Origin of the sequence: Pseudolysinimonas kribbensis (assembly GCF_030161895.1) — a bacterium.
Classification (GTDB): Bacteria; Actinomycetota; Actinomycetes; order Actinomycetales; family Microbacteriaceae; genus Pseudolysinimonas; species Pseudolysinimonas kribbensis.
In genome coordinates, this window is sequence record NZ_BSVB01000001.1 from 1,314,344 (window position 1) to 1,338,352 (window position 24,009).

General features: G+C 69.5%; 26 protein-coding genes and 4 pseudogenes. 13 read left to right on the plus strand and 17 right to left on the minus strand.

All coding sequences use genetic code 11. The features are described from left to right. Positions 1-122: 122 nt before the first annotated feature. The 8 genes and pseudogenes from QQK35_RS07315 to QQK35_RS07350 form a co-directional block, all read right to left on the minus strand. Positions 123-1,268, minus strand: coding sequence for an ABC transporter ATP-binding protein (locus QQK35_RS07315; RefSeq protein ID WP_284253584.1), 1,146 nt, complete (start codon positions 1,266-1,268; stop codon positions 123-125). Continuing rightward, positions 1,265-3,046, minus strand: a complete 1,782-nt coding sequence (locus QQK35_RS07320) for an ABC transporter permease (RefSeq protein ID WP_284253585.1) — start codon at positions 3,044-3,046, stop codon at positions 1,265-1,267. Before QQK35_RS07320 ends, QQK35_RS07315 begins: the two co-directional genes overlap by 4 nt. After that, entirely contained in the window at positions 3,043-4,116 is a 1,074-nt protein-coding gene (locus QQK35_RS07325) for an ABC transporter substrate-binding protein (protein WP_284253586.1), read from the minus strand. Before QQK35_RS07325 ends, QQK35_RS07320 begins: the two co-directional genes overlap by 4 nt. A gap of 171 nt (positions 4,117-4,287) precedes the next feature. Continuing rightward, positions 4,288-4,497, minus strand: coding sequence for a hypothetical protein (locus QQK35_RS07330; RefSeq protein ID WP_284253587.1), 210 nt, complete (start codon positions 4,495-4,497; stop codon positions 4,288-4,290). Between the two features lie 219 nt (positions 4,498-4,716). Next, positions 4,717-5,037: a hypothetical protein gene (locus tag QQK35_RS07335; protein WP_284253588.1), complete on the minus strand. Its 321-nt coding sequence runs from the start codon at positions 5,035-5,037 to the stop codon at positions 4,717-4,719. Between the two features lie 798 nt (positions 5,038-5,835). Continuing rightward, positions 5,836-6,276 carry a DAK2 domain-containing protein gene (locus QQK35_RS20350; RefSeq protein WP_284255632.1) on the minus strand — a complete coding sequence of 147 codons (441 nt, stop codon included), beginning with the start codon at positions 6,274-6,276 and terminating at the stop codon, positions 5,836-5,838. Between the two features lie 306 nt (positions 6,277-6,582). Next, a pseudogene (locus QQK35_RS07345) lies at positions 6,583-7,505 on the minus strand (dihydroxyacetone kinase subunit DhaK); the annotation flags it as partial. A gap of 6 nt (positions 7,506-7,511) precedes the next feature. Further along, the gene (locus QQK35_RS07350) at positions 7,512-8,999 is read right to left on the minus strand and encodes a glycoside hydrolase 5 family protein (RefSeq protein ID WP_284253589.1); all 1,488 of its coding nucleotides are present in this window, start codon (positions 8,997-8,999) and stop codon (positions 7,512-7,514) included. A gap of 197 nt (positions 9,000-9,196) precedes the next feature. Here QQK35_RS07350 and QQK35_RS07355 point away from each other — a divergent pair, with 197 nt between their 5' ends. Further along, entirely contained in the window at positions 9,197-9,442 is a 246-nt protein-coding gene (locus QQK35_RS07355; RefSeq protein ID WP_284253590.1) for a hypothetical protein, read from the plus strand. Positions 9,443-9,499: 57 nt separating this feature from the next. On the opposite strand, the gene QQK35_RS07360 is transcribed toward QQK35_RS07355, so the two are convergent. From QQK35_RS07360 to QQK35_RS07370, 3 genes are all read right to left on the minus strand, one after another. After that, a complete protein-coding gene (locus QQK35_RS07360) occupies positions 9,500-10,252 on the minus strand; it encodes a phosphotransferase (protein ID WP_284253591.1) in 753 nt (250 codons plus the stop codon). A 214-nt stretch (positions 10,253-10,466) separates the two neighbouring features. Next, the gene (locus QQK35_RS07365; protein ID WP_284253592.1) at positions 10,467-10,634 is read right to left on the minus strand and encodes a hypothetical protein; all 168 of its coding nucleotides are present in this window, start codon (positions 10,632-10,634) and stop codon (positions 10,467-10,469) included. Beyond that, on the minus strand, positions 10,631-11,383 hold the full coding sequence (locus QQK35_RS07370; RefSeq protein ID WP_284253593.1) for a GntR family transcriptional regulator: 753 nt from the start codon (positions 11,381-11,383) through the stop codon (positions 10,631-10,633). The genes QQK35_RS07365 and QQK35_RS07370 overlap by 4 nt, the downstream gene beginning before the upstream one ends. Before the next feature lie 186 nt (positions 11,384-11,569). Between QQK35_RS07370 and QQK35_RS07375 the strand changes: the two genes are divergently transcribed. The 11 genes and pseudogenes from QQK35_RS07375 to QQK35_RS07425 all read left to right on the plus strand — a co-directional run bounded on the left by QQK35_RS07375 (position 11,570) and on the right by QQK35_RS07425 (position 20,059). Next, positions 11,570-11,758 carry a hypothetical protein gene (locus tag QQK35_RS07375; protein WP_284253594.1) on the plus strand — a complete coding sequence of 63 codons (189 nt, stop codon included), beginning with the start codon at positions 11,570-11,572 and terminating at the stop codon, positions 11,756-11,758. Beyond that, the gene (locus QQK35_RS07380) at positions 11,755-13,212 is read left to right on the plus strand and encodes an ABC transporter substrate-binding protein (protein WP_284253595.1); all 1,458 of its coding nucleotides are present in this window, start codon (positions 11,755-11,757) and stop codon (positions 13,210-13,212) included. Before QQK35_RS07375 ends, QQK35_RS07380 begins: the two co-directional genes overlap by 4 nt. Before the next feature lie 90 nt (positions 13,213-13,302). Beyond that, positions 13,303-14,241, plus strand: coding sequence for an ABC transporter permease (locus QQK35_RS07385; protein ID WP_348534905.1), 939 nt, complete (start codon positions 13,303-13,305; stop codon positions 14,239-14,241). After that, on the plus strand, positions 14,238-15,176 hold the full coding sequence (locus QQK35_RS07390; protein WP_284253597.1) for an ABC transporter permease: 939 nt from the start codon (positions 14,238-14,240) through the stop codon (positions 15,174-15,176). The genes QQK35_RS07385 and QQK35_RS07390 overlap by 4 nt, the downstream gene beginning before the upstream one ends. Further along, positions 15,173-15,502 (plus strand): ATP-binding cassette domain-containing protein, encoded by a 330-nt coding sequence (locus QQK35_RS07395; protein WP_284253598.1) that lies wholly within the window; start codon positions 15,173-15,175, stop codon positions 15,500-15,502. The genes QQK35_RS07390 and QQK35_RS07395 overlap by 4 nt, the downstream gene beginning before the upstream one ends. 67 nt (positions 15,503-15,569) lie before the next feature. After that, positions 15,570-15,998, plus strand: a pseudogene (locus QQK35_RS07400) (ATP-binding cassette domain-containing protein); the annotation flags it as partial. A 50-nt stretch (positions 15,999-16,048) separates the two neighbouring features. Then, positions 16,049-16,243, plus strand: a complete 195-nt coding sequence (locus tag QQK35_RS07405) for a hypothetical protein (RefSeq protein WP_284253599.1) — start codon at positions 16,049-16,051, stop codon at positions 16,241-16,243. Then, positions 16,240-17,301, plus strand: coding sequence for an ABC transporter ATP-binding protein (locus tag QQK35_RS07410; RefSeq protein ID WP_284253600.1), 1,062 nt, complete (start codon positions 16,240-16,242; stop codon positions 17,299-17,301). The genes QQK35_RS07405 and QQK35_RS07410 overlap by 4 nt, the downstream gene beginning before the upstream one ends. Beyond that, positions 17,228-18,739, plus strand: a complete 1,512-nt coding sequence (locus QQK35_RS07415) for a GMC family oxidoreductase N-terminal domain-containing protein (protein ID WP_284253602.1) — start codon at positions 17,228-17,230, stop codon at positions 18,737-18,739. Before QQK35_RS07410 ends, QQK35_RS07415 begins: the two co-directional genes overlap by 74 nt. 94 nt (positions 18,740-18,833) lie before the next feature. After that, complete coding sequence (locus tag QQK35_RS07420) at positions 18,834-19,322, plus strand: GMC oxidoreductase (protein WP_284253603.1); 489 nt, start codon at positions 18,834-18,836, stop codon at positions 19,320-19,322. Then, the gene (locus QQK35_RS07425) at positions 19,319-20,059 is read left to right on the plus strand and encodes an MBL fold metallo-hydrolase (protein ID WP_284253604.1); all 741 of its coding nucleotides are present in this window, start codon (positions 19,319-19,321) and stop codon (positions 20,057-20,059) included. The genes QQK35_RS07420 and QQK35_RS07425 overlap by 4 nt, the downstream gene beginning before the upstream one ends. A 70-nt stretch (positions 20,060-20,129) precedes the next feature. Here QQK35_RS07425 and QQK35_RS07430 read toward each other — a convergent pair whose 3' ends face one another. Further along, positions 20,130-20,411, minus strand: a complete 282-nt coding sequence (locus QQK35_RS07430; RefSeq protein ID WP_284253605.1) for a hypothetical protein — start codon at positions 20,409-20,411, stop codon at positions 20,130-20,132. A gap of 218 nt (positions 20,412-20,629) precedes the next feature. Between QQK35_RS07430 and QQK35_RS07435 the strand changes: the two genes are divergently transcribed. Further along, complete coding sequence (locus QQK35_RS07435) at positions 20,630-20,773, plus strand: hypothetical protein (protein ID WP_284253606.1); 144 nt, start codon at positions 20,630-20,632, stop codon at positions 20,771-20,773. 40 nt (positions 20,774-20,813) lie between these two features. Here QQK35_RS07435 and QQK35_RS20355 read toward each other — a convergent pair. The 5 genes and pseudogenes from QQK35_RS20355 to QQK35_RS07455 all read right to left on the minus strand — a co-directional run. Continuing rightward, positions 20,814-21,044: pseudogene (locus QQK35_RS20355) on the minus strand (Gfo/Idh/MocA family oxidoreductase); the annotation flags it as partial. Between the two features lie 42 nt (positions 21,045-21,086). Then, positions 21,087-22,108, minus strand: a pseudogene (locus QQK35_RS07440) (aldo/keto reductase). Between the two features lie 25 nt (positions 22,109-22,133). Beyond that, on the minus strand, positions 22,134-22,646 hold the full coding sequence (locus tag QQK35_RS07445; RefSeq protein WP_284253607.1) for a carbohydrate ABC transporter permease: 513 nt from the start codon (positions 22,644-22,646) through the stop codon (positions 22,134-22,136). Next, the gene (locus QQK35_RS07450) at positions 22,637-23,038 is read right to left on the minus strand and encodes an ABC transporter permease family protein (RefSeq protein WP_284253609.1); all 402 of its coding nucleotides are present in this window, start codon (positions 23,036-23,038) and stop codon (positions 22,637-22,639) included. The genes QQK35_RS07445 and QQK35_RS07450 overlap by 10 nt, the downstream gene beginning before the upstream one ends. Further along, entirely contained in the window at positions 23,028-23,966 is a 939-nt protein-coding gene (locus tag QQK35_RS07455) for a carbohydrate ABC transporter permease (protein ID WP_284253611.1), read from the minus strand. Before QQK35_RS07455 ends, QQK35_RS07450 begins: the two co-directional genes overlap by 11 nt. Positions 23,967-24,009: the final 43 nt, after the last annotated feature.

Below are 24,009 nucleotides of genomic sequence, written 5' to 3' on the forward strand. Positions count from 1 at the left end.
GGAGGTTCCTGCGGCGAGGACGATGGTGGCCGCTTCGACGGCTTCGACGAAGCAGGCGATGAAGGTCGCGATGAACAGGGCGGGAAGGCTCATGGATTCCTCTCAGTGGTTCGTTTATCAGTCTAACGGTTGTTACCGAATGCGAACGTCGCCGCCACCGCGACGGAGATCATGCATCGACTCCCGCGCGGATGCGACTGAGCGTCGCGCACGCCGGTCAGCCGCCCGAGCGAGCTCTCAACGACGTGGTCATAGCCGGCGCCGCGGTAGGCGCTGTCGATGACGGTGCCTTCCACCAACCCGTGGACCGCCTCATCGACTCGGGTCCCGTCCGGGACGATCGCGAGCGCGGTGGCTCGGGCGATCACATCGACACGCTCTCCCGGCATCGCCTGGCCGATGAGCGTCACCCAGAGCTCGCATCCGGAGACGTCGACGACCGCACGACCGTCGCCCAGATGCCGGAGCGTTCCGTTCGACCCGCCCGAGATCCCGGTGAACCGCGCGACGAAGGGCGTCGCAGGGTGGGAGAAGATGCTCTCAGGCGACCCGACCTGCACGATGCGGCCCGCCTCGACGACGGCGATGACGTCGGCCAGAGCGAAGGCCTCCGACTGGTCATGTGTGATGTAGATCGCCGTAGCTCCGGACTCGCGGACCAAGGTCGAGATCTCGACCCTCATGCGCTCGCGGAGGTCGGCGTCGAGATTGGACAGCGGTTCGTCGAACAACAGGAGCGAGGGGTTCGCGACGATGGCGCGGGCGAGGGCGACCCGCTGCTGCTGTCCGCCGGAGAGCTCGTTCGGGTAGCGGGGGCCATGCTCGCCGAGCCCGACCCGACCCAGCACCTCGTCGACCCGTGCCCGTCGATCGGCGATCGGGATTCGCGTCCGACGGAGCGCGAACGCGACGTTGTCGCGCACGGTCATGTGGGGCCAGAGCGCATAGTCCTGGAACACCATGCCGAGATCACGGCGGTCGGCCGACGTCGTCGACCCTCGGCGGCTCAGCACTCGCTCCCCCAGGCGGATCGTGCCCGCATCGACGGTTTCGATGCCCGCGACCGCGCGCAGCAGGGTGGTCTTTCCGGAGCCGGAAGGTCCGAGCAGCACAGCGATCTGCCCGGGTTCGATCGCCAGCGACACGTCGTCGAGGGCCGCCACGGAGCCGAACGAGCGACTCACGCCCGAGATCTCGACCTCGACGCCGGTGCCGGCGGGGAGCTCGAAGGACGCGGGCGCGCCGGATGCGGCGAGCACGGCGGTCACCGCGCCACCCCGATCCGCTTCCAGCCACGCGGGGCAAGGAGATGGAACAGGCCGTAGGCGATTGCGACGATCGCGAGAGCCGAGAGGATGGCGAGGATCTCCATGGCGGTGCCGCCTCCATAGTCGTAGCGGTTGAGAGCGACGGTGATGCCGACCGAGATCGGCTGCGATCCCGGGGGCGCCAAGAGCTGCGAGACGGGCAGCTCGAGCAACGTCGCCGAGTAGGTGAGCAGCCAAGCCGAGAGAAGCGGCCGGGCCAGGATCGGCAGGCTCACCCGCAGCCAGGTGCCGATCGAACCGGCGCCGTGTACGCGCGCCGCCTGGCTCATCGAGTCGTGCTGTTGGCTCATCGCGCCCACGAGCAGGCGCGTGGTCGACGGAAGCGCGGTCGCAAGGTAGGCGAGCAGCAGAAGTGCCGAGGTGCCGTAGATGCGGATGCCGAGGGCATTCACGATCGGCAGGTTGTACGCGAATATGTACCCCGCTGCGAACACGATGCCCGGCAGCGCGACGGCGCCGAGAAGGGCGGTGTCGAGGAGCCGTCCGAGTCGGCTTCCGCCCCGGGTGGCGAGAACCCGCGCGCACATGAGGGCGAGGACGACCGCGGCGCTCGCGCAGATCGTCGCGAGGATCGCCGAGTAGACGAGCGGTCCACCCAGCTCCGGGCTCACCAGCACACGCTGGTAGTTGTGAAGGTTCCAGGCGTGCGAGCCGGAGATGCTCCCGAGGCCGTCGATGAGCGAAGCGGAGACGGCGCCGACCACGGGCACGCCGAGACTCGTGGCGATGAGGGTGACGAACGCGACGAGCCAGATCGCGATCGAGCCCGCACGCATCCTCACGATCAGGGGCTGCCGCGCCCGGCCGGAGAAGACCTGGAAGCTGCGGCCGTTGAGCGCCCGGTTCTGCAGCCACAGAGCCACCACGACGAGCAAGAGCAGCAGCCAGCTGATCGCCGAGGCGAGCGGGAAGTCGACGGGGAAGGCTTCGACCGCGTTGTAGAGCTCGGAGGTCGCCACGGGGAAATGCGCTGAGTTGGCAAGGGTGGCTGCGACGCCGTAGTCGCTGATCGATTCCGCGAAGACGATCGCCAGGGCGCTCCAGATCGCAGGGGCGAGCATGGCAACGGTCATGCGGATGCTGCGCAGAGGTCCGCCTCCATGGGCGCGAACGGCGTCGTCGTACTCGCGTCCCAGTCCGCGGAGCGCATTCGAGACGGTGAGGTAGGCGAAGGGGATGCCCTTGACCGCGAGGATCAGCGCAACGCCGATCGGACCGTAGATGACGCTGCGGATGCCGGCCGGGTCGAAGCCCACGGCCTGCAGCACGCCATTGGGTTCGAGCAGACGCTCCCACCCGAGCGCGATGAGGTAGGACGGCGTCAGGAACAGCGCGAACAAGAGGCCGGTCGTGAGTCCGCGCAACGGCGCGTCAGTGCGCAAGAGGATCCATGCGAGCCCGAAACCGACGCCGGCGGCGACCGCCGCCGCGATAACGGCGACGACGATCGAGTCGAGGAACCCGCGGAGAGTCGGGCCCGTCAGGGCCCTGGCGAACGCGTCGACCGACAGCCACGCCGGACCCTGGTCGAGGAGAGCGGGGCTGATGGCCACGGCAAGGAAGACGGCGATCGGCAGCACCAGTATCAGCACGATGACGATCCAGAACGCGAGGAAGGCCTTGGACCGTCCGATGGCGACGCGGCGGGCTCGCCGCGGCGCGCCGAGGAACGACTGTCCTCGGCGCGCCGCGGGAAGAGCGACCGTCAGTCGAGTCACTTGATGTTCTGCTCGAACCAGCTGACGATCCCGGGCTCCTGCGAGCCCCAGTACGTCGGGTCGATGCGCTGGTAGGCGGACGGGAATGCCGGCAGCTGCGGCAACGCCTTGACGCTCGTGACGATCGGCCAGTAGAGGGAATCGCCGCTCGTGTCTTCAGCTTGCATCACCTTCTGGCCGGCGGCGGACAGGGCGAAGTCGACGAACTTCTTGGCCTCGGCCTGCTGGGTGGCGTCGATGTGCTTGTCGATGCCGAGCACGCTCGGCAGCAACGTCGACTTGGGCAGGTACACGATCTTCGGCTGGTAGTCGGCCGTCGGCTTGACCTTGATCGTCTCCCCGATCGCGGCGCTGCTCTGGATCAGTCCGTACTCGACCTGTCCGGTCTCCAGAGCGTGGAGGGTATCGCCGTTCGTCGGGTAGACGTGCAGTCCGTTGGCCTTGAGCTTCTCGAAGAACGCCTCACCCGCCTTGATGCCAGTGGCCTTGCTGCCGTCCTGGTTCATGACGCCCGCGATGAAGGGGTAGGTCGGACCGGACTGCGCCGGGTCGTTCATCCCCACCTTGCCGATGTACGCGGCGCCGAGCAGCTCGTCGTAGCTGGTCGGAACCGAGGTGGTCTTGGCCGCGTTGTAGATGAGGGCGGCCATGACGGTGGTGCCGGTCGGAGTGTAGGAGTGGTCGGCCGGTGCGATCGTCTTTCCTACAGCGTTCAGTGCCGCCGGGGACTGGTAAGCCAGGAGCTGGCCCTGCTGCGCGAGGGACGCGAACGCCTGGTCTCCGTCGACCCAGAGCATCGACCACTGCGGGTTGTTCTTCTCGGCCGCGACCTTGGTGAGCAGCGGGCCCGTGCTGTCGTCGTCCACCTTCACCGGGATCCCGGTCTTCGCCGTGAACGCCTTGCCCATGTTGGCGTCGTATCCCTCCGCCGCGTAGAGGACGAGGGGCTCCAGCTTGGCGCCAGCAGAGCCGCTGGCCGCCGGCGCCGCGGCAGCTGCGGAGCAGCCGGCGAGCAGCGCGATGCCGGCGAGAGCTGCAGCTGCTCCCAGAGCTCGGGTTCGGGTCTTCACAGAATCCTCCAATAGAGCGTCACGTTGCGAATCGAACGGCGGTTACATACCGTGCCGAACGAACGTGGCGCGCAAGGTCCACGAAGGTAACGAGAAGATGAACGAGTGCGCGGGACGCACGAAGGGGCGGCCGATTCACGGCCACCCCTTCATCGCTTCGAGTCGTCGGGCTCAGGCACCCGCCGCCGTGAGGACAGCGTCGGTCGCGAACCCGGCCACCAGCCCCACGAAACCCCCGGCCGCGATCAGTTCGGGGCGCCGCGCCTTGGACATGCTCCCGACGAGCTGAACGATCACATAGATGATCGAACCGCCGGCGAGCGTCAAGAACATGATCGACAGCAGATCACTCACGACAATCGCACCCAGGGCAGCGCCCACGACGGTGGGGCCTCCCCGATCAGCGCCAGGACGAGGAGAAAGGGCCAGGTCGGCCGCTCGGACTCCCCGGCCAGCGGCGCGACGATGCCGAACCCTCCGTCGCGTTGTGGAGTGCAAAACCCACCACGAGGACGACCGCGAGGTCGAGAGCGCCGCTCGCGGCGGATTGGCCGATCGCCAGGCCCTCGGCGAAGTTGTGCACGCCGATGCCCGCCGCGATCAGGGTCGCGAGATGTCGGGGCTCCAAGTCGGCTCCGCGAGCCGCGCGCAACCGCCGCTCCGCGACGGCCAACCCGACCAGGCCGCCCCCAGGCCCACAACGAAGACGGCCCCGTCCAGGGCGATCGTGGAGGCACCCTGAACGTCCGCGAGTGCTGCGTCGATCGGTTCCCACGCATGAGTCAGCACGTCCCACACCAGGAACAGCAGCACCCCGACGGAGATCGCGCTCAGGAGAAGACGAACGCTGGGCCCTAAATTGCGAAGGCGGCCGACGGGCATCCCCAGGAGGATCGTCACACCAGCGATCAGGCCCAGCATGACGATTTGGACGTAGTTCACACCAGCTCCATTTGGCAAGCCTTACCTAACTCGCTGGAGCCTATGGGCCGCCGGCCGACCCCGCAAATCGCCGACAGAACTCGAGGAGTTGAGTCTCGAACGCCCCGGCGTGACTGTGGCTCGCGCTCGCGTGCGTACAGATCTACCGCTGGTCGCCGCACCCCCTGCGCAGCCAGCGCGCCTAGGCAGCTCGCTCCCGACGCGCACCAATCAATCGCCACGACCCTGCGGGTCGGGAACCGCGTCGTTCGTCGACGTGGTCCCGGAACCCTCTAACTGAAAGTGCGGGGCAAAGTGCGGGATTTTCATGCGCGAGGCTAACAAAACACCGGTATAAAACTGCCCTGATCAGGACTTTTTGTAGCGAGGGCGGGACTCGAACCCGCGACACCACGATTATGAGCCGTGTGCTCGAACCGCAGCCCGATCAGGACGTTGACCGAGCCGAAAACCTCGACGATAGCGGTGACTGCAACTTCACCTGAATGACCAGCATGACAGGGCGACGTGGGCAAAATGTGGGCACGATCTCGCGTCACGCCGGGACGTCGCCGGTCGATCGCCAGCCGAACGAGCGGAGCGCGGAAGCCCGACTCGCGGTCCATTTGGGCCGTGGCCCCATGCACCGGTGCAGAGCGCGTCACGAAACCCGCGGGACGCGGAGGATATTGAACGCGACGTCGCTGGCCAACTGCGCAGAATGCGGCCGCCGTAGCGTTCGCACGCGCCATGGCCCGGCTGATCGATTGTGCCGAAGAAGATCCGGCGCTTCAGACTTCAGCGAGTCCGGGTCGCTCGAAGATCCTCGAGGAACCGCAGATAGGCGACCATGCCCGGATCGCGCAGCCCGACACTCCGCTCCTGCAGCCACGCGGCCCGGCCCCGCTTCGAGGTGCGTTCCGCGCCGTCGTCAACTGCGCGCCGCACGGCGTCGATGACCGCGTCCAGATCGGTGCCCGCGCCTGCGCCGGCGAGGAGCGCGTCGACGACGGTCTTGTCGCCCGCTTCCGCGCCGCCCCGCGCGCGGATCCGATCCGCGACGGACGAGGCCAGGGCAGAGGCTACGAGCGGATCGAGCGGATCGCCCGACAGGTCGGCGGCTGCGCCCACGACGGCACCGCCGACAAGGGCGGCAAACGTGGACGGGTTGGCGGATGCGAACGCGGCACCGGCACGGCGCAGCAGCTCGGCGGGCTCAAGTGACGGATCGCGCCGCATGGCGTCACCGGCCGCGCGCGAGCCCTCGGCCACGGTGATGCCGAGGTCGCCGTCGCCGAGAGCGGCGTCGAGCTCGCGGAGTTCTTCCGCGTGCTCGGGAAGCACGGCGAGCACGGCGAGCACGCGCTCGGCGAAGGCCGTCGGAACGGCATCGGGATGGTCACCGATCGCGGCGGTCGCCGATGCCGCGACCGGCCCGGCGGCGGGCTCGACGTCGAGCACGTCGACGGCGCCGTGTCGGAAGAAGGGCGACGCAGCCGGAGCGTCGAGCAGCTCCGTGAGCTCGTCGTCGAGGAGCAGCACCGAGATCGACGCTCCGGCGGCCTCGAGGCTAGTCACGTAGTTGCCGACGAGGGTGCGTGGATCGACAGGTCGCGCTCGGCGATCAGCCGGGCGGCACGACGGTAGAGGATGTAGAGCTCTTCGAGCGGGGTCGCGCCGAGGCCGTTCACCAGCACCGACACGGTGCTGCCGGCCGGCGCGTCGAGGTCATCGAGAACGGCGCCGACCAGCCGGTCGGCGATCTGATCGGCGGTCTCGAGCCGGCCCCGGTGCACACCCGGCTCGCCGTGGATGCCGATGCCCACCTCCATCTCGCCCTCGTCGAGATGGAAGGTCGGCTCACCCGCCGCCGGCAGGATCGTCGGCGACAGCCCGACTCCCATCGTGCGGGTACGCTCCCCGACGCGCCGGGCGATCGACGCCACACCGGCGAGGTCGTCGCCGCGTTCTGCGGCGGCTCCGGCGATCTTGAACGCGTAGATCATGCCCGCGACTCCTCGACGCGTGGCTCGGCTCGCAGCCGGCGCGCTCGCCACGTCGTCGGCGGCGAGCGCCGTCTCGGTGGTGATGCCCTCCGCCGCGACGAGGTCGGCGGCGATGTCGAAGTTGTAGATGTCGCCGCCGTAGTTGCCGTAGAGGTAGAGCACGCCGGCGCCGCCGTCGACGGCGCGCGTCGCGTCGGCGATCTGCTCGGCCGACGGCGACGAGAAGGTGTTGCCGACCGCCACCCCGTCGCAGAGGCCGAGGCCCACGTAGCCGAGGAACACGGGAAGGTGACCCGAACCGCCGCCCGTGACGATGCCGACCTTGCCGCTGCGGCCGGCATCCGCCCGCACGAGGGCTCGCCCGCCCGCGACGGCGCGTCGGAGGGCGCCGGGGTGGGCGGCGATGATGCCCTCGATGGTCTCGTCGGTGAAGGCGTCCGGGTCGTTGATGATCTTGCGCATGGCGGTCTACTTCTCGTAATGCACGACGGCGACGTCGTACGGCTTCAGATGCAGGGTCGCGACGTCGGCACCGTCGAGGTCGCGGAGGGTGCCCGATTCGAGGCGCGGCTGGATGTCGAGGGGCTCGGGCGACTGGCTGACGAACCACGCGTAGCGCGATCCGTCGTCGTGCACCATCTCGGCGCACATGACGCGCGGGTCGTCGACGCGGATCGGCCGCGGCACGGCGGCGAGGTCGGCCAGTCCGTCGTAGACGCGCCAGGTCGGCTCGGGGTTGGCCTCCGGCAGCACGGCGGCGAAGTACTCGAGCGGCACGGTGGCGAGCACCATCCACCCGGATCCGACGCGGCGGCGCAGCAGGATCGGGCGACCGCGACCGTCGACGGCGACGACCTCGGCATCCGTCGGCTCGACGGGAAGGTAGGTGCGCGACAGCGGTGACCCCGCCGGCCGGATGACGACGACCTCGCCCGCCGGGATGCCGCCGAATTCCTGCACGAACTCGACCTGCAGCTCGTCGTCGTCGAGCAGGTCGACGATGCCGTACCTGGTGCGCTTCTCGACGCCGAACATGCCGTCGACGTCGGGCCACCAGAGGCCGCGCTGCGATCCGTTGTCGCCGACGAAGTAGGAGGCGAACACGACGGCGCCGCGGCGGGCCTGCTCGACCAGGAAGGTCCAGGTCGTGGCGAGCAACTGCTTGCTGGACGGCACGATGTAGAGCGCAAGGTCGTCGGGCAGGCCGTCGGCTTCGCGGGCGACGCCGACCGGGATGTCGGCCTCCTTCGCGGCGATGTACGCCTGCCGCGTCGTGGTCAGCACGAAGCCGGCGTCGACGCTGTCGAGGAACGGGTACTTCGCCTCGAGGAACGACGACACCACGATCGCGGCGTTGGCGTCGGGTCGCTCTAGCCCCGGCATGTCGATGCGCTCGGCCAGCTCCGCGAAGGCGCGCATCTCGAGCGCCTGCGGCTTCGGGGTGCCGTGCGCGTCGGTGATGCCGAAGTGCATCTCGAACGGATGATGCGAGTACGGCGCTCGGTCGGCCAGGTGGTCGTAGTCGGTGTTGTTCCAGGCCAGCCAGCCCGTGGCCCCCGCGAGCAGCGAGTTGTGCAGCACCTGGCGGTAGTAGGAGGCGGCGTTGTCGGGGCTGACGTAGTCGCTGGTTAGCCCGAACTCCTCGACGACGACCGGCAGCTCGCCGATGTCGAGCAGTTCGCAGATGTAGGCGGCGGCGAGGTTCTGCCGCACGCTGTCGGTTTCCATGCGGTACACGTGCGGCCCGTGGAAGTCGATGAGCGGAGCGAGCTCACGCACCCGGAACCCGTTGTCGCTGCCGCTGACCTCGACGCCCCAGACGCCGTCGCCGATCGACACCGGCTGGTGCGCGCCGCCGGCACGGAGCGCGTCGATGAGGATCTGCGCCCAGGCGGTGATGACCTCGGCGTCGTTGCGGCCGTGGCCGCCCGACTTCTGGTCGCCGTAGATCGGCACCTCGTTGCTGAGCAGCCATGCCGCGACCGCGGGATGGTCGGCGAAGCGCGCCCCAGTTCGCGGATGTACCAGGCCTGGCGTCCGACGAAGCGGATGTCGCTGTAGAGGTCGCGGCCGTCGCGCCACGCGGGATCCCAGTTCTCGCCCGACATGTGCCCGACCAGGAAGGTGGGGATCGTGGTCATGCCGTGCTTCGTGTGACGGTCGAGGAAGTCGCGGTAGTGCTCGACCTTCTGCTCGTCGAGGGCTACGGCCGTGGGCATGAAGTCGGGCCAGTAGAAGAAGCTGCGGGTGAGGCTGATGCCGAGGTCGCGCATCTGGGCGAGTTCGGCGTCGATCACCTCCCCGTCGTATTCGTCCCACATGCGCGGGCCGCCCGCCCGGGACCAGAAGTTGACGCCGATCCAGTTCACGGGTCGGCCGTCGAGGTGGAGCTTGCGTGACGGGCGGTGCATGGGCGTCCTTTCGGGGCGGCGGCCGCGTAGCGGCGGCGGGTCAGATCAGGTGGTCGTTGCGGGTGGCCCGAGCCCAGAGCTCGGCGAAGGTCGTGCACGTCGGCCCGAGCACGAGCGACCGACCGCCGTCGACGGACTGCAGCTGCGCGGCGAGACGGGGGCCTCCGGCAGCGAGTCGATGTCGCGCACGTGGGCGAGGCCGACGGTGCGGCGGATCATCTCGAGGCCCGCGAAGCGGGCGGCATCGGCGATGACTCCCGCGATGAACGGGTGGAACCAGGGCTCGCCGGGGCGCCAGATCCGGGCGCTCTCGTCGACGAATGCGTTCCAGAACTCGGCGGCGTAGCCGGCGACCACGCGGGCGTACCGCTCATTGCCGTTGCTCGCGTGAGCGATCGACGAGAGGGCGAGATTGCCGATGAGCAGCCCGATGTCGAAGCCCATCGGCCCGAAGAACGCGAACTCGAGGTCGATGATGCGGGCGCCGTCGGCGCCGACCAGCACCGAGCCGCTGTGCAGGTCACCGTGGATGAGGGCCTCGTTGCGGGTGCGGAACACGTAGCGCAGCTGCGCGGCCGCCGCGCGCAGGGCCGAGTCGGATGCCAGCGCGGCCACCGTGGGCGCGAGCGCGTCCTCGACGCGGTTCGATTCGGCGGCCGTGAACGGGGCGGTGAACACCAGGGTTTCGGTGAGCAGGCAGAGGTCGGAGTATCCGAAGGTGCGTCGCATGGCGGTCCGCCGCTGGCCCGTCGCCAGGTGGCCGGTGCCGAGCAGCACCGCCGCGGAGTAGCGGCCCACCTGGGCCGCGATACCGGGGTCTCGCGCCCGGCGATGAGCAGGTCGCGCCAGTTCTCGTGGGCGTGCAGGTCTTCGAGCACGAGCGCCGACAGGTCGTCGTCGAAGTGGATCACGTCGGGCAGCAGGTCGGGCACCATCTCGCCGTGCGCTTCGAGCGCCGAGCGCTCGATCCAGGCGCGACGTCGGGTGAGCGGCCAGTCGGCGCCCGCGACCTTCAGGTACGGCAGGGCCTGCTTGACGACCACCGAGCCGCGTTTGCCCCCACCCGGAAGACCCGGTTGAGATTGCCGTCGCCGACCTCCGATGAGCTCAGTGCGCCGCCGACGAAGTCGTCGGCGAAGCGCGCCGCACCGGCCAGGTCGAACTCGTAGTAGTCCATCATCGGGTGGTGCGCAGCACGTTGAAGGCGAAGCGGCCCTCGACGAAGTAACTGCGGGTGTGCATGAACGGACGGCCCTCGAGGTCGAACTGGAGCTGATCGAGCAGTACGAAGAGGTCGGGGGCGTCGTCGCCGTCGGCATCCCACGCGATGTCCTTCGAAACGACGGCGTGCACCTGGGCGGTGCCCCAGTCGGGTGTCGGCCCGCCGATCTCGGCCAGCTTGCCGAACACGGAGCCGGTGAGGTCGTCGGGGCTGAAGTCGGCGGGGAAGGCCCAGCGCGGCAGGATGTCGAACGAGTAGGCGACGACGATGCCGTTGGCGAGGATGCGCCGCCGGATGTCGAGCACTTCGGCGCCGGCATCCAGTCGGAGCCGCTGCGCCTCCTCCTCGGTCGCGGGGCGGATCACGCGGTGGTGGTACTCCATGCCGGGGGTGAGCCCCATCTCGGCGATGGTCGAGGTGATCGACTTGAGCTCCTGCATGCCGGTGCGGATCAGGGCGGTCTCCGACACGAAGCTGCCGACGCCCTGCCGGATCACGATCAATCCGTCGCCGCCGAGGGACCGCAGGGCCTGCCGGACGGTCGCGCGCGAGACGCCGTAATGGGCGCACAGCTCGCTCTCAGTGGGGAGCTTGTCGCCGGCGCCCCATTCACCGTCGTCCAGCCGCTGCCGCAGGTCGTTGGCGAGTCGGGTGGGCAGGTCGAGACCGCTGGTCAGGCGACCCGAGGGCGTGACGGGCGTGCTCATTCTCGGCGAGCTCCTTCCTTCGAGCAGTGCCAGGATGGCATGACCCAGTCCACATTGACAGATATCAGTTGTCTGACGACTATTGTCTCACAGCACGCAGGCTTTTGTGTCTGCGCGGCGGGCTCCCGTCCGTCGCGATCCAACGAAGGATCGATCAGAAAGGGCATCAACAGTGCGAAACAGACTGTGGCGCGTTTCCTCGCCGCCGCTGCCACGCTTGCCGCGGGCATCCTGCTCGCCGGCTGCACCGGCGGCACCAACACGGGCGGCTCCGGAGCCGACCGCACCGTCACCGCCGAGACCGGCCAGGCCGGCCAGTTCGTCGACAACTTCAACCCGTTCTCCCCAACGCGCAGCGCCCGACGCTCGGCATGATCTACGAGCCGCTGTTCTTCTTCAACATCGCCAAGGCCGGCACCCCGCAGCCGTGGCTCGCCAAGTCGTACGCATGGTCGAATGGCGGCAAGACCATCACCTTCACGATGCGCACCAACGCGAAGTGGACCGATGGCCAGGCCGTCACGGCGGCCGACGTGGCCTACACGTTCAATCTGCTGAAGTCGAACCCGGCGCTGAACTCGGCCGGTCTTCCGATCGACAGCGCCTCCGCCCCGAACGCGACCACCGCTGTCGTGAACTTCACGCAGTCGTCGTACGCGGCGGTCGACTACATCGCCGGCAGCACCTACATCCTGCCGCAGCACGTGTGGTCGAAGATCAGCAACCCCACCACCACCCTGAACCCGAAGCCCGTCGGCTCCGGCGCCTACACGGTGCAGTCGGTGACGGGCCAGGCGCTCACCCTCAAGGCCAACCCGAACTACTACATGGCCGGGCTGCCCAAGGTGAAGAGCTACCGCTTCCTGTACTTCAACGGCAACCAGGCGGCGAACCTCGCGATCGAGAACGGGCAGGTCGACTGGGCGAACACCTACATCCCCAACATCGACACCGTCTACAAGAAGAAGAACCCCAAGTTCGCGGTCTCGAACACCCCGGTCGCGATCACGTCGCTGGTGCCCAACTTCCAGGACCCGGTCGTCTCGCAGCTGCCCGTCCGCCAGGCGATCAGCTATGCACTCGATCGCGACACCATCAGCAAGACGGTCTACAACGGCTACGCCAACCCGATCTCGACGTCCGGGCTCATCAGCCCGAACTTCGACAACGTCGCCGACCCGACGCTGAAGGACTCGAAGTTCGAGTTCAGCGTCTCGAAGGCGAAGAGCACGCTCGAGTCGGCCGGCTACACGATGGGCTCCGACGGGTTCTTCGCGAAGGACGGCAAGGAGCTGACCTTGACGGTACAGGTGCCGTCGGGTTACACCGACTACGTGCAGGCGCTCCAGATCATGGTGCAGCAGCTCAAGTCGGCGGGCATCAACCTCGTCGTGCAGGGTGAGTCGGTCAACGCGTGGACCTCGGCGTTCTACAACGGCCAGTTCCAGCTGCTCATGACCTACCAGGGCTTCACCTCGAGCCCGTACGTGTACTACAAGACGCTGATCGGCAGCGACGGACTGCCGCCGATCGGCCAGGAGGACACCGCGGGCAACCAGGGTCGCTACACCAACCCGGAGGTCGACACGCTCCTCCAGCAGATCGCCTCCACCCCGGACGTGAGTGCGCAGAAGCCGTCGTTTGTGCAGATCCAGCAGATCTTCGCGCGCGACCTGCCCGTCATCCCGCTGTTCCAGCAGCAGAATGAGGGCACCTTCAACGGCAACCACATCACCGGGTTCCCGACGCCTGACAACCCGTACGCCTCGTCCGGCCAGCAGCAGCCGAACGTCGGCTGGGTGGCGATGCACCTCACGCCCGTCAAGTAACCGCACCACCTCTGCCCGGCGCGCGCCGGGGAAGGAACGAACGACGATGAAGTACTTCGCCCGCAAGGTCGGCTTCTATCTGCTGGCCCTGTGGGGGCACTGACCCTCAACTTCTTCCTTCCCCGGCTCGTGCCCGGCGACCCGGTGAGCATCCTCATCGCGCGCATGTCGCAGAACGGCGCACCCCCGCCGGGCGAGCGCGCCGCCCTCACCAAGCTGCTCGGGCTCGGCCACGGCAACCTCTTCGTGCAGTACGGGCAGTACCTCGACCAGCTCGCCCACGGCAACCTCGGCATCTCGGTCACCAACTTCCCGGAGCCCGTGACCCAGGTCATCGCGAGCGGACTGCCGTGGACGCTGACCCTCGTCGGCGTCTCGACGGTGCTGTCGTTCGTGATCGGCACCGGCCTCGGGGCCCTCGCCGGATGGCGCAGCAACCGGTTCCTCACCGCCCTCGCCCCGGCCACCACCTTCCTCACCGCGGTGCCCTACTTCTGGCTCGCGCTGCTGTTCCTCTACCTCTTCGGGGTGATCTGGCAGGTCGCGCCCCTCAACGGCGGCTATGACTCGTCGCTGATCCCCGCCTTCGACGGCCCGTTCATCCTGTCGGCGATCTCGCACTCGATCATCCCGGCGCTCACGATCGTGCTCGCCCAGCTGGGCGGATGGATGCTGAGCATGCGCAACATGACGCTGCTGACGCGCTCGGAGGACTACGTGATCGCGGCCTCCGCCAAGGGCCTCACGCCGCGCCGCATCCTCATGGGATACGCCGGCCGCAACGCCGTGCTGCCGAGCGTCACCGGCTTCGCGATCTCACTCGGCTTCGTCGTCAGCGGGTCGCTGATCATGGAGATCGTCTTCTCGTACCCCGGCATCGGATACCTGCTGCTGCAGGCCGTGCAGAACAGCGACTACGCGCAGATGCAGGGGATCTTCCTCGTCATCACGCTCGCGGTGCTCGGGGCCAACTTCCTCGTGGACATCCTCTACGGGTTCGTCGATCCCCGGACGAGGCAGAGCGCATGAGCACCATCCCCACCACGGCCGCCGTCGGAGCCGACAACCTCGCCGACGCCGGCGGGCGACGCGACCTGCGCCGCACTCTCCGACGTCTGACGTCGTCGCCGCAGATGGTCGTCGGCGTCATCGTGCTCGCCATCTTCGTGATCGCGGCGATCGTCGGCCCGATCGCGATCCCCAACCCCGACGCCCTCGTCGGCCCGAGCCTCGCGCCGCCGTCGCTGCAGTTCCCGCTCGGCACCACCCAATCCGGCCAGAGCGTGCTCAGCCAGGTGATCGTGTCGGCGCAGGGCACCCTGATCGTCGGTTTCGCCGCCGGGCTCATCGCGACCGTCATCGGCCTGATCGTCGGCGTCGGGGGCGCCTTCATCGGCGGGATCGCCGACGACGTGCTCAACCTCATCACGAACGTCGTGCTCGTCATCCCGGCCCTGCCGCTCGTGATCGTGATCTCGGCGAATCTGGCGGCGAAGGGCTACACGACGTCGATCATCGTGATTGCGGTGACGAGCTGGGCCGGCGGCGCGCGCGTGCTGCGCGGGCTGACCCTCTCGATGCGCTCCCGGGACTACGTCGCCGCGGCGCGGGTCTCCGGCGAGCGCACCTGGCGCATCGTCGTGGTCGAGGTGCTGCCGAATCTGCTCGCCTTCATCCTGTCGAGCTTCATCTTCAGCGTCGTCTTCGCGATCCTGACGCAGGCGGGCCTGGCCTTCATCGGGCTCGACAGCCCCAGCGATCAGACGTGGGGCAACATGCTCTACTTCGCCCAGAACTCCGAAGCGCTGTCGTCGGGCGCCTGGTGGTGGTTCGTGCCGCCGGGCCTCGCGATCGCCCTCGTCGGCACCGCCCTCACGCTCATCAACCTGGGCCTCGACTCCATCATCAACCCGAAGCTCCGGGCTGCGGTGCGCACGCGTCGCCCCCGAAAGGACGCCTCATGAGCACCGCCACGGCCCCCGATGCCGTCATCCGCGCGACCGGCATCTCGGTCGACTACCAGGGCGAGGCCGACACCCACGCCGTGCGCGATGTCAGCCTCGAGCTGATGCGCGGCGAGATCCTCGGCATCGCCGGCGAGAGCGGATGCGGCAAGTCGACGCTCGCCTACGCCCTGACGCGCCTGCTGCAGGCTCCGGCCGCCCTCGTCGGCGGCAGCCTGGAGTACCGGCCGGCGGACGGCCCCCGGTCGACGTGCTCGCCCTCGACCCGGCCGAGCTGCGGGCCTTCCGCTGGTCGGAGATCGCCATGGTGTTCCAGGGCGCCATGAACTCCTCAACCCGGTGACCCGGCTGCGCAAGCAGTTCGACGACATCTTCGAGGCGCATCGGCCCGACATGGACAGGGCGGCCCGGCTCGCGCGGGCGCGGGAGCTGCTCGACACCGTCGGCATCGACCCCGACCGGGTCATGTCGTATGCGCACGAACTGTCGGGCGGCATGCGACAGCGGGTTGGGATCGCGATGGCGCTCGCCCTCGACCCGCACGTCATCATCATGGACGAGCCCACCACCGCCCTCGACGTGGTCGTGCAGCGCGAGATCATCGACGAGATCAAGCGGCTGCAGGCGCAGCTGGGCCTGAGCATCGTCTTCATCACGCACGACCTGTCGCTGCTGCTGGAGCTCAGCGACCGGATCGCGATCATGTACGCGGGCGAGATCGTCGAGATCGGCACGACCGACGAGATCGGGCAGTGGCCGGCGCATCCCTACACCTCGGCCCTGCTGCACTCCTTTCCCGAGCTGGAGGCCGAGAACCCCGACCTCATGGGCATCCCGGGCTCGCCGCCCGATCTGCGCCGGCCGCCCGCCGGGTGCCCTTCGCGGCGCGCTGCCCGTACGTCTTCGACGCGTGCCGCACGATCGATCCGCCGCTCCAGACGCCGCGGCATCGTCCCGCGTCGGACGGCTGGCTGGTCGCCTGTCACCTGCACGATCCGGAGCTGGCGCCGGACGGCCCGCCGGAGGCCCTCCGCGACGGGCTCGCGCCCGCGGCGGTGGCACGATGAGCGCGCTCGAGGTGCAGGACCTGGTCGTGGACTACGCCGGCCGCGGGGTGCCGCGCTTCCGGGCCGTCGACCACGTGTCGTTCTCGATGAACCAGGGAGAGACGCTCGCGCTGGTCGGCGAGAGCGGCAGCGGCAAGTCGACGATCGTGCGCGCGATCGCCCAGCTGACGAAGGTCACCTCGGGCCGCATCCTGCTCGACGGCAAGGACGCGCCGCGGCACGGCCGCGGGCTGCGCCGCTACCGCGGCGAGGTGCAGGTGGTCTTCCAGGATCCCTTCGCCTCCCTGAACCCCTCCTTCTCCGTCGGCCACCATGTACGGCGGCCGCTGATCATCCACGGCACGCGCCGGGGCGAGGTCGAGGCGGAGGTGCGCCGGCTCCTCGAGACGGTCAGCCTGACGCCGGCCGCCGACGTGGCCAAGAAGTTCCCGCACGAGCTGTCGGGCGGCCAGCGTCAGCGGGTCGCGATCGCCCGGGCCGTCGCGCCCGACCCCGCGGTGCTGCTCGCCGACGAACCGGTCTCGATGCTCGACGTGTCGATCCGGCTCGAGATCATGAACCTGCTCGACCGCATGAAGCGCGACCGGCGGCTGGCGCTCCTGTACGTGACCCACGACCTCGCGACCGCCCGGCACTTCTCGACGAACATCATGGTGATGTACCGCGGCGAGATCGTGGAGCGCGGCACCGCCGACGACGTGATCCTGCGGCCCAAGCACCCGTACACGCGCCTGCTCGCCGAGTCGGCGCCGAGCCGTGCGGCGACGGCACGGCGCAAGACGATCATCGACGCCAAGCCGGCGCAGCGCGAGCGGCGCGACGCCCCCGTCGGCGACGGCTGCAAGTTCCGGCCCCGCTGCCCGTTCGCGATGGAGATCTGCAAGACCCGACCCCGGAGTTCGAGACGGGCAACGGTCAGACGGCGAAATGCTGGCTGTTCGATCCCGATCGCGCGTCGGCGCCGGAGGAGGGCGCCGCGGCCGCGTGACGGAGTCGCTCGACCCGCGCCGGCGTGCGGTGCTGCGCGCCGTCGTCGATCGCATGATCCCCGCCGATGATCTGCCGTCCGGCTGGGACGCCGGCGTCGGCGGCTTCATCGACGGCATGCTGCGCCGTGACGACGTGCCGTGGCGCGATCGGCTGCTGACCGGTCTCGATGCGCTCGACGGCTCCTCGGGAGGATTCGCAGAGCTGGCCGCCGACGAGCAGGACGCGCTCCTGCGCCGGGGAGACGATCCTGCGGGATTCGTCGACCTCGTGGCCGCGCTCTGCGCGCAGGGGTACTACGGCGAGGGCACCGACCGCACGCGGCGCTCGCTCGGCTACGCGATCCTGCCGGCCGGCGCGAGCTGGCCGGCGCCCGAACCCGCCGCGAGCCCGACCATCGCGCTCGACGGGCTGCGCGACCGGTACGACTGCGTCGTGGTGGGGGCGGGAGCCGGTGGCGGGATCGCCGCGCAGGTGCTCGCCGAGTCGGGTCTGACGGTGCTGCTGGTGGAGCGGGGCGCCGCCCTGTCGAGCCGCGACCTGCCCCTCGATCCGCTGCGCAGCGAGCGATCGCCGACGGGATATCCGACCCGAACGGGCCCGTCGCCGACCGGAGACCCGCGCGTCGTCGAGAGCAGCGCGGGCGATGCGATCGTCTACGGCCCCGATCTGCGCTGGAGCGCGAACGCCTTCGCCGTCGGAGGGGGCACGCGTGTCTACGGTGCGCAGGCCTGGCGGTTCGCTCCCGACGACTTCCGGATGGCGTCCGTCTACGGAACCCCGGAGGGCAGCTCCCTCGCCGACTGGCCGATCGGCTACGACGACCTGGAGCCCTGGTACGACCGCTGCGAGTGGGAGTACGGGGTCTCCGGCGATACCGAAGGGGTGCGCTCGGCCGGGCCGCGCCGCCGTGGGTATCCGATGCCCCCGCTGCCCGACACCGTCGGCACCGCCACGCTGCGGCGGGGCGCCGCCGCGCTCGGGCTCACCACCAGCTCCGTGCCCCTGCTCATCAACTCCGAGCCGTTCGACGGCCGCGCCGCCTGCGTGCGCTGCGGGGCGTGCGTCGGCTTCGCCTGCCACGCGGGCGCCAAGAACGGCGCCCACAACACGGCGATCCCCCGCGCCCTGGCCACCGGACGCTGCGACCTGCTGCCGCTCGTGCAGGCCGAGCGCCTGCTGCTCGACGACAGCGGCGCCGTCGTGGGAGTCGCGCTCGCCTCGGCGGAGGGAGGTCGGGTGCAGCGCCGGGAGGTGCGGGCCGGGCGCATCGTCGTCGCCGCTGGCGCCATCGAGACCGCCCGCCTGCTGCTCAACAGCACGGGGCCCGGCGCATCCCGAGGCGTCGGCAACGACCACGACCAGGTGGGACGGAACCTGCAGGCCCACGTCTACGCCGGCTCGATCGGCTTCTTCTCCGACGTGGTGCAGGACTCCTCGGACCGGGCCCGAACATCGCGACCAACGACTTCCGTCACGCCAACGCGGGGATCGTCGGCGGCGGCATGATCGCGAACGACTTCGTGCCGACGCCGCTGAACGTCTGGGACACGCTCACGGCCCTCGGCGTGCTCCCCGCTGGGGCGCCGACACGAAGCGGGGCATGCGCGAGCTGTGGCCGCGGATGCTCATGGTGTTCGGGCCTGTGCAGGAGGTGCCGAATCCGGACTCACGGGTCGAGGTCGACGCGGAGGTGACCGACCGCTTCGGCGTGCCGGTCGCGCGGCTGAGCGGCGACATTCGCGCGGAGGACCGGCAGGCGGCGGCCCTCCTGGCCGACCGGGCCGCCGACTGGCTGACGGCGTCGGGCGCCGAACGGGTCGTGCGCATGGACGCGTCGGACCGCCCGGCCGGCCCGAGCGGCGGCCAGCACCAGGCGGGAACCTGCCGCATGGGCGACGATCCGGCCTCGTCGGTCACCGACTCGTGGGGGCGGGTCTGGGGTCATCCGGAGCTGCTGATCGCCGACGGCTCCGTGCACGTCACCAACGGCGGCGTGAATCCCGTGCTCACGATCATGGCGCTCGCCTACCGCAACAGCACCCGGTTCGCCCAGGACGCCGTCGCCGATCCCGTGATGAGCCCGGCGTGAGCGCGCCCGACTTCCGCACCCGCCGCTACCGGATCGGCGACCTCGACCTCCTCGCCCTCGTCGACGGCCACATCGACATGGACCGCGACTTCGTCGGATCCCCGCAGCACCCGACCGCCGCCTGGGACCGGTATCACGACGACGCCGGCGACTGGACGGTGCCCGTAGGCTGCTTCCTCATCCCGAGCGATCCCGTGACGCTCATCGACCTCGGGTTCGGACCGCTCGCCGACCCGCCGCCTCACCTCAGCGGCGGCCGCCTTCTCGGCGCCCTCGCCGAGGTCGGCTTCGCTCCGGACGACATCGCCATCGTGGCCATCAGCCACCTGCACTCCGACCACATCGGCTGGATCGCGGATGCCGAGGGCGCTCCGGTCTTCGGGCACGCCACGACGGTTCTCGGCCGGGCGGACTGGGACCACTTCGTCGACGGCAGCCCGGCGGAAGGGGCACCGTCGGATCGGGCCACGTCGGCCATGAGGGCGCTCGCCGTCGCCGGCCGACTCGACCTGCGCGACGGCGCCGACACGCCTGTGCGCCCCGGGATGCGCCGCATGGCCGCGCCCGGGCACACCCCGGCCACGCCGTCTTCGCCGCGCACGACGGTACCGAGCGCGCCCTCCTGCTCGGCGACGCCATCCACTGCCCCGCGCAGCTCACCCACACCGACTGGGACGCCGTCACCGATGTCGACCCGGCTCTGGCACGTCGCACGCGCGCCGAGCTCGCCCGCCTGATCGACGACGACCACGACACGGTGCTGGGATGCCACTTCACCGGCCTCGAGGCGGGGCGCCTCCTGCGCGCCTAGGCCGAAAGTCCGACGCGCACGCCGTCGCGGGCCGACCGCTCCGCGGCCTCCAGCACCCGGGTGACGTCGACGGCGAACCGCGCGTCGAGCAGCGACCCGGTGGCCCGACCCGCGGCCGCCTCCGCCAGATGACCGAGGGCGCGTTCCGCGGCCGATGCCGCCAGGTCGCCCCAGTCGTTGTCGGGCGGCACCGCGACGCCCTCGCGGGTCAGCACGCGCGTGCCCACGTCGCTCACCGGGGCATCGCCGCGCAGGGCGATCTCGGCCGACCCCGGCATGGCCGATGGTCACCAGCGAGAGGTCGCCCTGCCCGCGCAGGCACTGCACCTCGTGAGCCGGGCCGAGCAGCCGCAGCGCCATCGCGACCTCGTGCGGCGCCGAGTCCCAGAGCTGTCCGCGCTCATGCCGCCACGCCGAGGCTCCGAAGGGGTTCGCGGGGTCGACGAGGGTTCGCGCGATGTTGCGCATCTGAGCCAGCCACGCCCCCTCGTCGCGCGTGCGCTGCACCCACGCGTCGAACTCCGGCGCGAGCTGCGCGGTGAAGAACACCACGGAGGCGACGCCGTGCTCGTCGACGGCGTCGGCGAGCACGAGGGCGCAGGCCGTCGAGAACCCGGTCGGCTTCTCGAGCAGCAGCTGACGCCCGGCCCGCGCGGCCGTGAGTGCGAGGGGTGCTGCACGTCGGGCGGAACCGCGAAGACGACGACGTCGACCGCGTCGATCAGCTCGTGCGGGTCGGCGTAGGCCGTGGCGCCGTGCGCGTCGGCGAGCGCACGCGCGGCGTCGGGGTTGCGACCCCAGACGCCGCCGAAGCGCACCCGGTCATCGCGCGCGATCGCCGGCGCGTGCACCGAGGCGGCCCACGGCCCGGTGCCGATCAGGCCGACGCGTGCACGATCGTCGTTCTCCATGTGTCGTCCAGCCTATTGGCGGGGCTGCGGCCGGATGACGGGCTACGGCAGCGGCCGGCCCCGCAGGACCGTGCCGGTGTCACCGTAGGGGTAGCCCGGGAAGTCGGGCCGGCTGACCTCGGTGAGGTGATCCGACTCCTCCGGCGTGAGCTCGAGGTCCGCCGCCGCGATGTTGTCGTCGAACTGCTCCGGAGTGCGCACCCCGAGGATGACCGACGTCACGGCCGGACGCGCCTCGACCCAGGCGAGAGCGACGCGCGACATCGGCACCTCGCGCGCGTCGGCGACTTCGCGGACGGCATCGATGATGCGCCAGGTGCGCTCCTTCGCATTCCTCACCCGCCACGCCTCCGATCCGCGCTCGGGGTTCTCGCCCATCCGGGTCGCCGGATCGGGCGCGCTGTCGCGCTGGTACTTGCCCGTCAGCCACCCGGCGGCCAGCGGAGACCACGGCAGGATGCCCAGTCCGGTGTCGAGGCACGCCGGGATGATCTCGGCCTCGATCTCGCGCACGAGCAGGTTGTATTGCGGCTGCAGCGTGACGGGGGGTTCAGGCCGAGCCGGTCGACGATGTGGGCGGCCTTCGCGATCTCCCAGCCGACGTAGTTCGAGAAGCCGAAGTGGGCGATCTTGCCGTTGCTCACCGAGTCGGAGAGGAAGCGCAGGGTCTCGTCGAGCGGCGTCAGCGGGTCCCAGGAGTGCATCTGGTAGAGGTCGATCTGCTCCACGCCGAGTCGCGCCAACGACGCATCCAGAGCCCGGCCGAGGTGCACACGTGACGACCCCAGGTCGTTCGGCGCGGACCCCATGCCCAGCCGGCCCTTCGTGGCCACGACCACTCGGCCGCGGTCGGCCGGGTGCTTCGCGAGCCAGCTGCCGACGATCTCCTCGGACGCCCCGTGACCGTAGACGTCGGCGGTGTCGATCAGGTTGCCGCCGACGTCGAGGTACGAGTCGAGGATCGCGTGCGAGGTCTCCTCGTCGGTCTCGACCCCGAAGGTCATCGTTCCGAGAGCGTAGGTGGAGACGACCGTCCCACTCCGTCCCAGCGTCCGGTATCTCACGAGTGCGTCCTCCTCATCGTCGGGCCTATTTGAAACCGGAGGTGGCGATGCCCTCGGAGAGGAAGCGCTGCGTCGCCAGGAAGACGGCGACCACCGGCCCGAGACCGATGACGCACATCGCGAAGAGCGGGCCCCAGGCGGATGCGGCGCCGGTGCCGCCGGAGTTCGTGAAGGCGGTGAGTCCGAGCGGCACGGTGAACTTCGAGGGCGTCGTGATGTAGAGCAGCGGCCCGAGGAAGTCGTTCCAGCTCTGCACGAAGCTGAACAGGGCGACCGTCGCCATCGCCGGCAGGGCGAGCGGCACGATCACGCGCGTGAAGATCCAGAAGTGACTTCCGCCGTCCATCTTCGCGGCCTCGTCGAGCTCGGTCGGGAGACCCCGGATGAACTGCACCATCAGGAAGATGTAGAAGCCGTCCGTCGCGAGCCACCGGGGCACGATGAGCGGCAGGTAGGTGTTCAGCCATCCGATCTGATGGAACGCGATGTACTGCGGAATGATCAGCACCTGCGCCGGCAGCAGGATCGTCACGAGCATGACGGCGAAGGCGACCCCCGGAATCGGAACTTGAGGCGGGCGAACGCGTACGCCGCCATCGTGCACGACACCACGTTGCCGATCACCGAGAGCACCGAGATGATCAGCGAGTTCGCGAAGAACGACGAGAACGAGAGCCCTGGCAGCAGATTCCAGCCGTTGACGTAGTTCGACAGGGTCCAGGTGTGGCGCAGCAGGCCCGTGTTCGTGAACACCTCTGCGGTCGGGCCGAATGAGGCGAAGACGAGCCACACCAGCGGGTACAGCATGAAGATCAGGATCACGATGAGCACGATGTGCCGCAGGAGCTTGCCGGGCACGATCGCGCGACGCGGCCCCACGATGAAGCGCCGCCCCTGTCGCGGGCCGATGTTCGCCTGACTAATCGCCATAGTGCACCCAGAATCGTGAGGTCGAGAAGGCAATGGCGGTCAAGCCGCCGATGATGATGACGAGCACCCATGCCGCCGCCGCCGCATATCCCATCCGGAGCTGCTCGAAGCCGACCTGATAGACGTACAGCGAGTAGAGCAGCGTCGAGTTCACCGGGCCGCCGGTGCCGTTGCTCACGACGTAGGCCGGGGTGAACGACTGGAACGCCGCGATCGTCACCATCAGACCGTTGAAGAAGATCACCGGAGAGAGGGTGGGGAACGTCACCGACGTGAACTTGCGCCAGCGGCCGGCTCCGTCGAGCTCAGCCGCCTCATAGAGGCTCACCGGGATCTGCCGCAGCCCGGCCAGGAAGATCACCATCGTGCCGCCGAAGGTCCAGACGTTCAGCGCCACCAGTGTGTACAGCGCGGTCGACGGGTCGCCCAGCCACGACAACCCGGTGATGTGGAAGATCGAGAGCAGGTTGTTGACGGCGCCGTTGGTCGAGAACAGTTCGCTCCAGAGCACCGCGATGGCGACACTCGCCCCCAGGAGAGTGGGGATGTAGAAGAGCGTGCGGTAGATCACCATCCCGCGCAGCTTCGCGTTGAGGGCGGAGGCCAGCAGCAGCGCGAGCACCAGCACCAGGGGCACGGAGACGACGACGTAGATGAGCGTCGCCCCTGCCGAGGCGAGGAAGTTCGGGTCGTTGAACAGGGCGATGAAGTTGCTGAAGCCCACCCACACGGGCGCCGAGATCAGGTTGTACTGCGTGAACGACAGGTAGAGCGACGCGAGCAGCGGGCCGGCGGTGACGAGCAGGATGCCGAGGAGCCACGGGGCGAGGAAGACCAGGGCGGCCCGGCCATCCCGTCTCTTCTTGGCACGCCGCCGCGGGAGCGCCGCGGCCGCCGCGGGCCGGGCCGTCCTGGTGATCGTTGTCACGTGTGTCCCACCTGTTCTTCGTCGTTCCGGCACGGTACCGGGT

What these genes read in the sequence shown, in the direction of transcription:
- QQK35_RS07335 (WP_284253588.1), bottom strand. Translation starts at nt 5,037, where the DNA reads ATGCTGGGCCTGATCGCTGGTGTGACGATCCTCCTGGGGATGCCCGTC.
- QQK35_RS20350 (WP_284255632.1), bottom strand. Translation starts at nt 6,276, where the DNA reads ATGCGGCGCGATCCGTCACTTGAGCCCGCCGAGCTGCTGCGCCGTGCC.
- QQK35_RS07365 (WP_284253592.1), bottom strand. Translation starts at nt 10,634, where the DNA reads ATGATGGACTACTACGAGTTCGACCTGGCCGGTGCGGCGCGCTTCGCC.
- QQK35_RS07370 (WP_284253593.1), bottom strand. Translation starts at nt 11,383, where the DNA reads ATGAGCACGCCCGTCACGCCCTCGGGTCGCCTGACCAGCGGTCTCGAC.
- QQK35_RS07380 (WP_284253595.1), top strand. Translation starts at nt 11,755, where the DNA reads ATGATCTACGAGCCGCTGTTCTTCTTCAACATCGCCAAGGCCGGCACC.
- QQK35_RS07390 (WP_284253597.1), top strand. Translation starts at nt 14,238, where the DNA reads ATGAGCACCATCCCCACCACGGCCGCCGTCGGAGCCGACAACCTCGCC.
- QQK35_RS07395 (WP_284253598.1), top strand. Translation starts at nt 15,173, where the DNA reads ATGAGCACCGCCACGGCCCCCGATGCCGTCATCCGCGCGACCGGCATC.
- QQK35_RS07410 (WP_284253600.1), top strand. Translation starts at nt 16,240, where the DNA reads ATGAGCGCGCTCGAGGTGCAGGACCTGGTCGTGGACTACGCCGGCCGC.
- QQK35_RS07420 (WP_284253603.1), top strand. Translation starts at nt 18,834, where the DNA reads ATGCGCGAGCTGTGGCCGCGGATGCTCATGGTGTTCGGGCCTGTGCAG.
- QQK35_RS07430 (WP_284253605.1), bottom strand. Translation starts at nt 20,411, where the DNA reads ATGCCGGGGTCGGCCGAGATCGCCCTGCGCGGCGATGCCCCGGTGAGC.
- QQK35_RS07445 (WP_284253607.1), bottom strand. Translation starts at nt 22,646, where the DNA reads ATGCTCGTGACGATCCTGCTGCCGGCGCAGGTGCTGATCATTCCGCAG.
- QQK35_RS07450 (WP_284253609.1), bottom strand. Translation starts at nt 23,038, where the DNA reads ATGGCGATTAGTCAGGCGAACATCGGCCCGCGACAGGGGCGGCGCTTC.